At 61.1% G+C, this 11,781-nt stretch carries 11 protein-coding genes; 7 read left to right on the forward strand and 4 right to left on the reverse strand.

Translation table 11 applies throughout. The annotated features are described in order from the left end of the window. Positions 1-29 precede the first annotated feature (29 nt). The 4 genes from HUTA_RS08440 to HUTA_RS08455 all read left to right on the forward strand — a co-directional run bounded on the left by HUTA_RS08440 (position 30) and on the right by HUTA_RS08455 (position 4,316). The gene (locus HUTA_RS08440; RefSeq protein ID WP_015789475.1) at positions 30-2,780 is read left to right on the forward strand and encodes a UvrD-helicase domain-containing protein; all 2,751 of its coding nucleotides are present in this window, start codon (positions 30-32) and stop codon (positions 2,778-2,780) included. A 70-nt stretch (positions 2,781-2,850) separates the two neighbouring features. After that, a complete protein-coding gene (locus tag HUTA_RS08445) occupies positions 2,851-3,777 on the forward strand; it encodes an ADP-ribosylglycohydrolase family protein (protein WP_015789476.1) in 927 nt (308 codons plus the stop codon). A gap of 147 nt (positions 3,778-3,924) precedes the next feature. Beyond that, entirely contained in the window at positions 3,925-4,125 is a 201-nt protein-coding gene (locus HUTA_RS08450) for a hypothetical protein (protein ID WP_015789477.1), read from the forward strand. Continuing rightward, the gene (locus HUTA_RS08455; RefSeq protein ID WP_015789478.1) at positions 4,122-4,316 is read left to right on the forward strand and encodes a hypothetical protein; all 195 of its coding nucleotides are present in this window, start codon (positions 4,122-4,124) and stop codon (positions 4,314-4,316) included. The genes HUTA_RS08450 and HUTA_RS08455 overlap by 4 nt, the downstream gene beginning before the upstream one ends. 196 nt (positions 4,317-4,512) lie before the next feature. Here the strand turns inward: HUTA_RS08455 and HUTA_RS08460 are convergent, their stop codons facing one another. The 3 genes from HUTA_RS08460 to HUTA_RS08470 form a co-directional block, all read right to left on the reverse strand. Beyond that, positions 4,513-5,400: a hypothetical protein gene (locus tag HUTA_RS08460; RefSeq protein ID WP_015789479.1), complete on the reverse strand. Its 888-nt coding sequence runs from the start codon at positions 5,398-5,400 to the stop codon at positions 4,513-4,515. Positions 5,401-5,556: 156 nt separating this feature from the next. Next, entirely contained in the window at positions 5,557-6,810 is a 1,254-nt protein-coding gene (locus tag HUTA_RS08465; protein ID WP_015789480.1) for a tyrosine-type recombinase/integrase, read from the reverse strand. A gap of 289 nt (positions 6,811-7,099) precedes the next feature. Further along, positions 7,100-7,477: a hypothetical protein gene (locus HUTA_RS08470; RefSeq protein ID WP_049941264.1), complete on the reverse strand. Its 378-nt coding sequence runs from the start codon at positions 7,475-7,477 to the stop codon at positions 7,100-7,102. 202 nt (positions 7,478-7,679) lie between these two features. On the opposite strand from HUTA_RS08470, the gene HUTA_RS08475 reads away from it, so the two are divergent. Both HUTA_RS08475 and HUTA_RS08480 read left to right on the forward strand, forming a co-directional pair. Next, positions 7,680-8,558, forward strand: coding sequence for a DUF6159 family protein (locus HUTA_RS08475; RefSeq protein ID WP_015789482.1), 879 nt, complete (start codon positions 7,680-7,682; stop codon positions 8,556-8,558). Positions 8,559-8,730: 172 nt separating this feature from the next. After that, positions 8,731-10,044 (forward strand): DUF6498-containing protein, encoded by a 1,314-nt coding sequence (locus HUTA_RS08480; RefSeq protein WP_049941265.1) that lies wholly within the window; start codon positions 8,731-8,733, stop codon positions 10,042-10,044. A 474-nt stretch (positions 10,045-10,518) separates the two neighbouring features. Here HUTA_RS08480 and HUTA_RS08485 read toward each other — a convergent pair whose 3' ends face one another. Then, positions 10,519-11,094, reverse strand: a complete 576-nt coding sequence (locus tag HUTA_RS08485; protein WP_015789484.1) for a response regulator — start codon at positions 11,092-11,094, stop codon at positions 10,519-10,521. A 204-nt stretch (positions 11,095-11,298) separates the two neighbouring features. Between HUTA_RS08485 and HUTA_RS08490 the strand changes: the two genes are divergently transcribed. Next, positions 11,299-11,718, forward strand: a complete 420-nt coding sequence (locus HUTA_RS08490) for a winged helix-turn-helix domain-containing protein (protein WP_015789485.1) — start codon at positions 11,299-11,301, stop codon at positions 11,716-11,718. Positions 11,719-11,781: the final 63 nt, after the last annotated feature.

Here is an 11,781-nt window from a genome sequence, read left to right on the forward strand (position 1 = left end):
TATTTAGGATCGTCGAGAGAAATTGCCCTATGGGAACCGTCGGGACAAACGAAATCGAATCGGTCGATGAGCCGTCACTGCCGGTTCGTCTGTTCCGTCGGTATGCCCCCGATCCCCTCGTTCGATTGTGGCTCGGCGATCCGGACGAACGACGCCGCAAATTCGAATCAGCACTTGCGACTCTCGAAGACGAACTCGCTTCTCTGAACGAGGAACAAACGGCGCTTCTCGACGGTGAACACTACTTGACGACGCGGGAACGACGCGGGTTCTCCGAAAGCCTTCAGCGTGCGATCGACGAGTACGACGAACTTCGATCGACGACGTGGCCGTTCCCCTATTCGAGCAACGACCGCGATCGGTTGGACTCGATCAGATCGGAGCTACAGGGAATCACTGCACGTCTCGACGGATACAACGAGGAGTTCGTGGAGCGACAGCTGGAGCAGTACGAGAACCTCTTCACGGATATCGACGAGGCAGACCACGACCTGAATCGCGACCAGCGAAAAGCGGTCGTCCGGAACGATGAGTACAATCAGGTCATCGCCGGTGCGGGGACCGGCAAGACACTCGTCCTCACGCACCGGATCGCCTACCAGATCGAACGCGGTGTCGATCCGGATCGGATTGCCGCCGTCACACTCACCCGAAACGCCAGAGACGAGATTCAGAAGCGCCTCGACGAGCGCTTCGGCATTACCGAGGTCACCGTGGAAACCTTCCACAGTTTCGCAAATGGGATCGCACGCCAGGCCACGGACGGGCATCGCTCGACGATCGACGATCGCGACCGTCGAAACTTCGTCGAGGAACGGATCCGCGACAAACTCGATGGGGACGATGCCGCGTTCGCCCGGCACTATCGCCAGTTTCTGACCCACTACTCGACCGAGACGCCGGTCCCCAACGATCACGAATCGCGAGCCGAGTACGTCCGGGCCCGGTCCGAACGGTCCTACGAGACGCTCGCCGGCGAAACGGTCGCATCGCAGGCCGAGAAGGCCATCGCGGACTTCCTGTTCACGCACGGCGTCGAGTATCAGTACGAGGCGATCGCCGAATGGGCCGAGACGGGCGAGGACAGGGACGTTTACAGTCCGGATTTCTCTCTGCCCGAATACGACATTACCATCGAACACTGGGGGATCGACGAGAACGGTGCCGTCGCGCCGTGGTTTGCCTGGACCAGCGAGGAGTACCGCGAGAAACTCGCGTGGGCACGCCAGCAGTTCGCGTCGAGTGGCCACACCCTGGTCGAAACCTACGATTTCGAATACTGGGCCGGCACTCTGGAGAAGGCCCTCACCCATCGCCTCGCGAGACATGGCGTCCGACTGGATCCGATGAGCTTCGACGACCTCGTCGATCACGCTCTCGACGACCACGAGCGAGAGCAACACCTCATCGGACTCTTCGCGAAGTTCATCGACAACGCCGGGACCTTCGATACCGATCCCGACGAGATCCGAGCCGATCTGTCGCGGCACGATCCCCGCGAGTATCACTTCGGTGTCTGTGGGTCCATCCTCCTCGAGGAGTACGAAGACTGGAAGCGACGGAACGGTCTCGTGGACTTCGACGACATGATCTACGACGCCGTCGCGGCCGTTCGCGAGGACCCGGACCGCTTCCAGTCGCAGTTCGAGCACGTCCTCGTCGACGAGTTCCAGGACGTCGCGATCAGTCAGATCAGACTGCTCGACGCGCTGACCGACGGTCCCGACGCACCGCACCTCTTCTGCGTCGGCGATGACTGGCAGAGCATCTACGCGTTCCGTGGCGCTGTCGTCGAGTATTTCGTGGACTTCGAGGAGTACTTCGGGCCGGCAGCGATCACCGAACTCCGCGAGACCTATCGCTGCCCGGCAACCGTCCTGGAGGCGAGCACGGACCTGATCGCGAACAATCCCACGCAGATCGAGAAAAGTCCCGTGGCCTGCAGTGGCCGGGAGACGACACCACGGCTCCACGTGCTCGACGGGTACGACGAGTGGCAGTATGCGGACCGGGTCGGCGAGTACGCGGCGACTCTCGTCGAGCAGTACCTGAACGAGGACAGTGATCCAGAGGACGTAATGATCCTCTCGCGATACGATAGTGGGGCGCCGTTCGTCGATCAGGTCAAAGAGGCGCTCGAAGCGCGGAGCATTCCCTACGACGGCAAAGCAGACGGCGACCGATATCGGCCCGACGGTGCACCGGCTGGGAGCGGCGCTGGCGTGTCGGTCTTCTCCGCCCACCAGGCGAAAGGGCGCGAGGCACCGCACGTCATCCTCCTCCACGTTGCTCGGGGCGAGGACGGATTTGCACCCGACGTCCGCAACAACGAACTGCTGAACCCCGTCCGTGATGTCTCGGCGAACACCGACGCCGAGGAGCGCCGCCTCTTCTACGTCGCCCTGACACGCTCGGAAGCGACGCTCGATCTGCTGACGAAGGCGGGCGAGGAGTCCGGGTTTCTCGACGAAATCGATGCGTACCTCGCGCGGAGTGAGAGCGTCGTCGATCCCGGTGAGGTCGGCGACCGAGTGCGCATCACTGCGACGGTGGCCACGCTGTGGGACGACCCGCACGAAAGTCAGGCACAGGCGGGCTTGCTCGAAGACGAGAGTGGCAGAATTAAGTTCGTCTCGTGGGAGCGAACTGACCCGCCAGTCGTGGCGGAGGGAGCGACGTACGTCTTCGACGAGGTCGAAGTCAGCGAGTACAACGGTGATCGAGAGATCCACTTCACGGAGGCAACGACGATCCACGAACGAGAGCCAGGGAATCAATGATACGGCGACGGCGGGATCGGAGTTGCCGAGTGGGAGTGGGTTTAACGGACTGGTGATCGTGGGTTCGCGCATGGTTTCGACCGACGCTGCCGAAGGCGTTCTCCTCGGGTTGGCCTGCGGTGACGCACTCGGACGACCGCTCGAATTCACACCTTGCGACGAGATCGCTCGACAGCACGGCACTGTCACGGAGATGCTCGCAGACGGCACGCACGGCAAGCCAGCGGGGACCGTCACCGACGATACCGAACTGGCCCTTCGGATCGCACGGAGTCTCGTCGAGAACGAACGCTTCGACGGCCAGGATATCGCCGACCGGTTTCTGGAGTGGTTCGAAGACGACCCGTTCGACATCGGGTTGATGACCGCCGACGCGCTCCGGGAGTACAGCCACGGGACGGACTGGCGGTCGGCCGGCCAGGAGGTCTGGCAACACCGCGCCGAAGGATCGAACGCCGGGAACGGGAGCGTCATGCGGTGTGCGCCCCACGCGATTGCCTTCGCCGACGACCCCGACACGCTCGCCAGGGTGAGCAAGCAATCCTCGGCGATCACCCATCACGACCCGCGATGTCAGTACGGCTGTGCCATATTGAACGAGACGATCGCCGGCTATCTCCGCGGCGAGGACGATCCGTTCGGTGACGCGCTCGCTCGTGTCGATGGAGAGGCGCCGGACGAACTGGTCGAGACGCTTCGGTTGGTCCCGGATTTGATCGACGACACCGACCTCGAAACCAGCGGCTACGTCGTCCACACGCTGCAGACGGCGCTATACGACGCGTTGACAGCGGACTCGGCCGAAGCGGCGATCGTGTCGGCCGTGAATCGCGGTGGCGATACGGACACGATTGGTGCCGTGGCTGGTGCTGTCGCCGGCGCTCGATTCGGGGCGGAGTCACTCCCCGATCGCTGGCTCGATCCGCTCGACTATCGCGAGGACCTGTCCTTGCTCGCACGGTTGCTCGCGACGACAGAAATCAGCGCGTCGGTCTGATCCATCTTCTCCATCAGGTATCCTAAGCATAGGCGACGGGTGCCATTCCGTCGGCTGTCTCGCGAAAATCCCTAATCAGCGAACTCGTGAAATTCCGGAAGTAGCGCGCCTTTGCTTACGTTTCTGGCAGTCCCTCGTTGATTTGCAATGTCCCGAAACGACCCTGTGTTCGGGGACGGCTTCGATCGACCAGTCTGTCCGAACGGCCACACCGCGTGGACGCGGTCGAACGGCCACTACTGGTGTCACGACTGTAGTCGTCTCCACGGCGCAAACCCCGAGTTCGACTCCCTGCGAGACCCGGAGACCGGCGACAGGATCGACCCAATCGAGGTGAACGCCTCGTGACCGGTGATGTGCCGGAATCGACCCGGAAGTACGCCCGGGAGAACCGCGAACAGCTCGAGTACATCCTTCGGCACGGTAGCAGCATCGAGATCCGGGCCTACGCGGCCGCACTGCTCATTCGTGGGCTGTCCGATCCGGAACTCGATCAGGTCGTCGAGGAACTGGAGACAGGTCGCGAAGTACTGACTTGATGTGAGTTGTCGCGCTCTGATCTTCGACCCTCATTCATCGTTCTCAAGGCCCAGCACTAGGTTTATACTACTCGATGGACTCTATTCCAGTATGAGCCTCGAAGAGACAGTCGACTACCTCGCCGAGGAACTCGACCTCGAGCGGAGTGAACACGTTCGCGAGGTCGGTCAGTCAGTCGCAGAGCTTCGCGACTGATTAGAACATTTCTCTGAAGTCTCGTTCGACGAGGCCGTCCTCGAGATACGTGATGAACTCTTGTTTCGTTGGCCCCTGACGGTCGAGCAGGTCATCACGCTCTGCACGCTGTAGGACTGCCTGAGCGAACTCCGTACAGTGCGATTCGTGCAGCCCAGCGTACTTCGAGAGTGCTTCTCGCCAGTGCATATCCAGTTCGAATTCGGCCAAACGGATTTGGATGCCATCTTTCCGTTCGACGAGGTCGACATCAAGCTCTGCGAGCGTTTTGAATCGGACGTTGTTTCGACGGACGGTGATGAGTCGCTTCGAATCGACAATGTAGGGGTCAACCCACTCTCGCCAGGCGCTGTCGTCGACGTGAGTTCGTGGCATCGCGAAGTCCGGTTCCACACTTTCAATACAGAATTGAAGCATCGCGATCCCGGTACGATGATTCGCATTTGGGAGGGAATGCCGGAGAATCAAGTTCGACATCACTTCCCCAGCAACCTTTGGAAGTGGTCCACCCCAGGACACGTGATCGAGTGCCTGTTGGATCTTTTGCGGCTCGAACTCCTTGTAGAGCCGAAACTCATCCGCTTCTCGAACATCTACAGCGGCTTCCAGCAGCTCCACTAACCGGAACGTTACGACTTTTCCAGCACGGGGGAGGGTACGAATTCGTTCGGTCAGCCAGTTTCTATCGAAGTCGATCTCGTGTGCTGATTCGACCTCTTTATCCCCCTCATAGAGCACATACACTGGTGTTTCGAACGGATACCCGATCAGCTTGGTCGACTCGTCGGATTGCTCTCGCCGGGAACGAATCTCCGCCGGTGACGCCGAGCTAAATGTAAGAGAGAAATTTTCGGCCTGTGGGTGATGATAATAGACGAGCCGATCCATCTCACTGTGTATTCATGTTGCGCGGCTAAAGTAGTCCTGTTTTATTCTGAATTCACAGACCCGATTTTGCGACTGGCCGCTTCTGGCACCTCTGGAACCACCACGCCCGATCTTACCCACTCGTGCAGCGTACGAGTGCCGGGTGCAATCCGAATGTCAACTGTCGCTCAGCGCTTCACGGAATCGTTCGGCGTCTTCGAGGAGATCAGGCCGGTTCTCGAAGACCGTCATCGCCTCTTGGGCTTTCTCGATGTCGTCGAGGAGGTCGGGATCCTCCTTGATGAGGGTCAGAATGGAGTCCCGGAGGTCCTGCTCTTCGGCCTTGATCTCCTCGACGGCGTCGTGGGAGGTCGCCTGGCCGCACCAGACACAGAAGTCCTTCTCGCGGGGAGTCTCCTTCCCGCAACGTGGACAGTCCATCGGCGCGATGGGATCGGGCTCGTCGTCCTCGTCGATTTCGGCGCCGTGGATCTTCGCGAGTTCGCGGTCGGCGTCCTCGCCGAAGACGCTGACGTAGCGCGCCGCCACGTCGCTGCCGCGGACCCACCCGTGGTGATCCTCGATGTGGGCCTGGTTCATGCCCTGCGAGGCGAGATAACTCGCGGAACTCTTCCGGAAGTTGGTGAACGTGACGGGCTTGTTCACGTCCGCGTCCTCGGCGGCGCCCTCGAGGATCTTCGTGAACATCCGGTAGGAGAACTCCTCGGCACGGTTCAGCTTGCACCACAGCGGCGCGTTCGGATCGTCCCGCGCGGGATGATCAGCGAGCCACCGCTGGAGATAGGGAACGGACGGAATCAGCGTGACCGTCCGCTGACCGGTCTTGCCCTGGAAGGTAAGCTGGTAGCCGTGGCGGTGGTCGGCGACGTCGCCGATGGTGAGACTGCGGATCTCGCCGCTGCGCGCACCGGAGTCCCACGCGACGGCGATCAACGCGGCGTCCCGACTGTGGTTCGTCGCCTCGATCATCGGGAGAACGTCTTCCTCCCAGTGGAGCATGTCGCCGGGGTTCGGCGCGGGGTCGTAGTTGTTCGAGGTGCCGGACGGTACCCACTCGATGCTCTCGGGCGGTTCGTCGCCGTTCTCGTCGGTCGTTCGCCGTCCGAAGACGCTGAGTGCGACACGGTAGTCCCGGTTCGTCTCCTCGTTGTCGTAGGTGCGGTTGATCCAGCGAACGAGTTCTTCGGTCGCCTCGCGGTCGTCCAGCGCGTCGGCCACCCCGCCGACGTGTTCGGCCATCCGCGTGCAGTGCCGGAGGAGCTTGAGGTGCCGGTGGTCGCTGTACTCGGTCTGGAGCAAGAAGAGCTGGTCACTGAACTCGAGCAGTGCCGCCCTGTCGTCCTCGCTGATCTCTTCGGAATCCTGGATACGCTCCCGGAGCGTGTCGATCTGATCGCCCGGATCGGTCATACCAGTACATGGGGCTCCCACCCCTTTAAATTACGGCATGTGAACTACCGGTTCAAATCCGGCCCTTGGCTCTCACCCTTTTCCTGAGATCCAAAGACGACATGCAGATGGGTAATCGCATGTCGGATTGCGAATTTATACGCTGTATGGCGGGGTCGAATACACTCCATGCTGAAATTTCTTGATCTTTCACGCACCTCAAATCCGCTCACAATAATCCTCCCCCGAATTTACCTAAATCAGAACCAAATGTCTCTGTTGCTGATCCAGAACCGTGGACGATCCTTCTTTATCGTTTCCCACGTTCCGCAGTCCATTGCGCGCTTGCCTCGACAGCGTTTTGCACCGTCAGTCGTGCGATTTCCGGTCGAGCATTGTTTTCTCCGCCGGCGGGGAAGAAGTTGAACGTCGCCGGATCACCACTGTCACCGAGGCGTGCCGCGAGCGTGATGACCTCGCCTGCGTCGGCATCGACGAACTTTCGTCGAACCTGGGTCTCGCCGGCGGGCACTGACGTTTCGATCGCCGCGTCGTATTCGTCCTCGACGATCGTAATTGAGACGGTCAGCGACTGATCGCTGTTGTTCTCGATGACGACTGTCCCGCCCGGGTACCTTGAGTCGGTCTCACTGGAGGGGAGGACTCCGAGACAGCCCGAGACTGACACTATACTAATCGTACCTCCCACTGCAGCGAGAAACTGCCGTCTGTTACGCATCATCTCCAGTCCACTCCTTCACATGTGTTTTCAGTAGCAACATCTCGGGCTGGGTTCCCGTTTGGCAGCGGGGGATATACGGGTTGTTCGGCGTTTCGGAGTCGGAAACTGTGGCAAGCTCTTTTATCGGTCGTGACCCGGAAACGCGGGTATGGGAGTGATCAAACGTCTCATGATCGGGTTCGGCATGGCACGCCGGAGCGTCCGCGTGCTCCGAACCCATCCGAAACTGCTGGTATTTCCACTGATCGGCGGGCTCTCGGGCCTCGCGTTCCTCGCGACGCTGTTCGGGAGTCTCGTTTTCACCGGCCCGTTCTTCGAAGTGCCCGGCCCGGCGATCTTCGTCGCGCTGTTCGTCGCGTACCTCGTCGAGACGTTTATCGCGTCGTTCTTCACGGCGGCACTGGTCGTCGCGACCCGAACGGCGTTCCGCGGCGATGAGCCGTCGATCCGCGCCGCGTTGGCGGCCGCCTGGCAGCGGAAATTACCACTGCTTGTCTGGTCGGTCGTCGCCGCCATCGTCGGCGTGATCCTCCGCGCGATCGAGAGCGAGGACAACCTCGTTGCCCACCTACTCGCCGCGGTCTTCGCGGTCGCCTGGAGCGTGATGACGTACTTCGTCGTCCCGGTGATCGTCTTTCGGGACCCCTCGATCACGGAGCTGTTCAAAGAGAGCGCGCGGACGTTCAAGGACACCTGGGGCGAGTCCATCGGCGCGATGGGTGCGATCGACGTCGTGACCGTCCTGCTGGCCCTGGGTGGCGTCGTCCTCGGTGCGATCACCTACGTCGCGACGGCCGGCCTGGGGACCGTCCAGCTGGTGGCGACGCTGTCGGTCGGGGGGACTGCTGTCGTGATCGGACTGCTCGTCGGCAAGGCACTCAGCGGCATCGCCAAGACTGCCCTCTACGTCTACGCGACCGAGCATACCGCGCCCAAGCACTTCGAGGACATGGACTTCGGCGAACTCGGCGGGGCACGCTCGTCCTCGACGGCTGGGACGTTCGGAGGCGGTTCCGGACGAATCTGATTACAACGCAGTTCTCCTGTCATTTGCCAGGATTACCGACAAATGCGACCGGGTAAACCAGATTTGCTGAGTCAGCAATTCGGAAATACGGACTCACTGTCGGGACATGTACGTACTGACGTGACCGACAAACCGAAGAGGATCGCCATCTGCACCCCAGAACGTGTGCGTCTTGCCCTCCACCACGGATCCGTTGCCCGCCCCCGCCTGGCTTCGTGATCTCCCCGTCGTCGTGGGGAACCTCGTCCCGATTGTCGGCGTCATCTTTTTCGGGTGGTCGCCGACGGCGCTGTTGCTCGTCTACCAGGCCGAACTAGCCGCGATTTGCGTCTGGACCGTGATCAAGATCCCCTTTGCCCATAAGCGACCCAACAACGCCATCGACGATCGCTTCAGGCTGCTCGGGCCACTCCAGGAGAAACGCGGCGCGGTCGGGTCGCTGGGTCCCTTCCCGCCAGTGTATCCGCGGAACGTCCCGACGCTCGTCTTTGCTGTCGTGATCACGCCCGTCGTCGTGGGATTGGCCTTTGTCGCCTTCGCCCTGACGCGACCGACGGTCACTGAGGCCGACGCGGCCGCGTTCCTCCTCGGTGGAGCCGCGGTCTTTCTCACCCGCGGGATCGACACCTACCGCGAGTACTTTCGTGGGAACGACTATTTGACGCACTCCCCGCGATCCTTGCTGCTCGTTCCTTTCAAGTACCTCTTCGTCGTCGGCCTCCTGTTCATGGCCTTTCTCGGCCTCGAATCGACCGTCGAGACGACTGCGATCCTCGATCCCGCGCGGTCGGTGCTCGCCCTCGCGGTCGGGAAACTCGCTTACGACGTCCGGGCGAGTCGACTGGAACGTGATGACGACCGCCGGGGCCTCTTCTCACGGCTTTACGGAAGCAAACGCACCGAGATCGAACCTGAACCTGTCGAGACACCGGACGTGGAGCCACGTCTCCGGACGTCGATGGGTCGGACGGCGACGGTCGTCGACGCCCTGCTTCACGGACTTGCCTATCTGGCTGGCTCGATCGGGTTCGTCACCGCTTTGATCGTCGGCTTTGGCGTGCTCGCATCGAGCGTCGGGTTTGTCCTCGTCGGTCTCGGCCTGGGCGGATTCTTCGTGGCGTTGCGAGCGACCACCCGGTACTTCCGGTACGGAACGCTTGAATACCACTGCTACGACGATGTTCTCGTGGCATACGACCGACTCCTCGAGGAATCCCAGGCCAAAGTGGAGAATTACGCAGTCACCGATATCACGCTCTCGAACGGACTAATCGATCGCCTGCTCGGAACTGAGTCGCTCGAATTCAATGTGTATTCGACGGACGACACGACGATGGAGCTGTTCGTTCCGAGTCCCGAAACGGTCGATACCGACGACGACGCCAACGAGAGCGTCCCGATGACTGTTCCGCACCTCCAGGAGCCGCGTTCGATCACGGACACACTCGGTCTCTCGTGGCACCTCGACGACAGCGCGGGTGAGTAACGGTTACGTGACGTTGTGGGCATTGTTCGGATCGTCGCTGAACGTGGCTCAAATGCCCCTTTGACCGTATGTCAGGTATATGAACGCGGACCGAATACTGTGAAACGCGGAGGTATCACGATGCCGCTCCTGAAATGTTCCAACTGCCCTCAACGATTCGACTCGATCACAGAGATGCGCGAGCATGCCTGTCATCACCGTCAGGAGAAGAGCACGTGAATCACATCACAGCCAGTCGTTAGCGGAATGAGGGGCCACGTGACACTGGACGCAATGTATTGGCGTGTTCGAGATCTTCGACTGGCTTGCATCGTCGGGTGAGACGAAACTCCGGCGTTTCACACCTGGAAACACTGCACACTGCTTGAGTATCCGTCGCCCCATCGTTCTTTATGCCCGCCCAGGTCGGAGGCGGGTCTCAGTATCCGACCCCGCCCTGCCTACCGGTTGTCGTTCTCCCAACTCCGCGTTAAATCATCCACTTTCGCGCGCGATCTCGTCGAAGCTATCGAGGAGTTTCGCCGCCTCACCTAGCAGTCGGCGCGCGCGTCGCTCCAGCCGCCGTGACTGTTCCTGTCTTCGCTGATAGGCCTCGTGAGACTCGCGCTGCTCAGCCGGAAGTTCGGCCGCGATAACCTGGCGCTTGGCTTCGACGCTGAAGTACTCGCCGAGCGTCGCGTACCCGAGGATCGTACACTGCTGGGTCACGGCTGCTCGGACGTCTTCGCGATCGACCGGCTTGCAGAGATAGTCGTCGAACGGCATGTCGAGGATGTCGAAGTCTGGATCGATTGCCGTCACCATGAGCACTCGCCCCTGGAAATCCATCGCCGCGAGTTCATCGAGCACGTCATCGCCGGACATGCCGGGCATGTGCCGATCCAGTAGCACTACGTCGATCTCGCGGTCGCGGACCATCTCCAGGGCCGCCTCGCCATCGTAGGCGGTTTCGACGTTACAGAGTCCGCGCAGGCGGAGCGCGTAGGCGTCGGCGACCTCCCGCTCGTCGTCCACGACCAGCGCGTTCGGGAGGTTCTCGGTGTCCCCCATCGATCACTATTCAACGGCGGCTACCCATAAATGCCGGTCTTTCGGGCAGTGTGGACCCTTGAGCGCCGGCAGCGTTGGCGATTCCGAGTTTCGACGGCTGGCATCGATCGGATCGAGTCTGTATAGCTAGAGTCTCTTATCGGTCACCCCCTCGATAGCTAGCTGCCATCGATACCTCCATAGGGCGTTTCTCTCGATGTACCGATGTCAAGCGAACCAGCCCGATCCCGAATTGGTCCCACCTCCCCGGCAACGACCAACCGAGATGACGTATGGAATCACGACGATCCGACGTCGCTGCTCGACACACTCGGCGACGAATACGCTCGGGCAGCCTTCGAAGCCGTCCTCGACCACCCGAAGAGTGGACGGGAAGTCGCGGCGGCCACTGCTATGTCCCGTCCCACGGCGTTCCGACGGCTTAACGCGCTCGTCGATCTCGGCTTGCTCGAAACCGAAAACCGGATCGAGGCCGAAAACGGTCACCATCACAAGGTCTACCGTCCCGTAATCGACTCGTTGGCAGTGACGATCGACGACGGCGGGATCGAGATTGTGGTCGAATCCGACCGGCCGACAGGATCGCCCTTCGACGCGCCGCGGCCGATCCCGGCGAACGACTGAGTACTCGCCGTTCGGCACGCTCTCTCGAACCCCCGATATCCAAGTATCGGGGGCCTCCAGAGA

Origin of the sequence: Halorhabdus utahensis DSM 12940, from assembly GCF_000023945.1 — an archaeon.
In the GTDB taxonomy this organism is placed as follows: domain Archaea; phylum Halobacteriota; class Halobacteria; order Halobacteriales; family Haloarculaceae; genus Halorhabdus; species Halorhabdus utahensis.